Genomic DNA, 330 nt, shown 5'->3' on the forward strand with positions numbered 1-330 from the left:
GGATCGCCGATATTGAGGAATGTAATCGCCGATCCCAGCAGAATGCCGTTGGCGTCAAGCACCGAGGCGGCGACGATCAGGGCGGGCAGCGCATTCGCCAGGATTTCCGAGACGATGATGCGCGGCGTGCCGTAGCCCAGGCCGCGCGCCGCCATGACGAAATCCGCCTCACGCAGCGACTTGAACTCGGCGCGCGCCAGCCGCGGGATCATCGGCCAGGAGGCCAGTCCGATGGAGAGCGCGACCAGGTTCAGCGAGGCGTCGCCGATCGCCAGCAGGACGATGATCAGCAGAATCGTCGGGATCGTCTGGAAGATCTCGGTGATGCGC

Annotated in this window: 1 protein-coding gene; it reads right to left on the reverse strand. The window is 65.2% G+C overall.

Translation table 11 applies throughout. From position 1 onward, the window contains the following. Nucleotides 1–330, reverse strand: a 330-nt coding sequence (locus KVS69_RS19130; RefSeq protein WP_217539544.1) for an ABC transporter permease subunit, incomplete at both ends; no start/stop codon positions are given.

The sequence above is a fragment of the Stenotrophomonas sp. GbtcB23 genome (assembly GCF_019091045.1).
GTDB classification, from domain to species: domain Bacteria; phylum Pseudomonadota; class Gammaproteobacteria; order Xanthomonadales; family Xanthomonadaceae; genus Stenotrophomonas; species Stenotrophomonas rhizophila_A.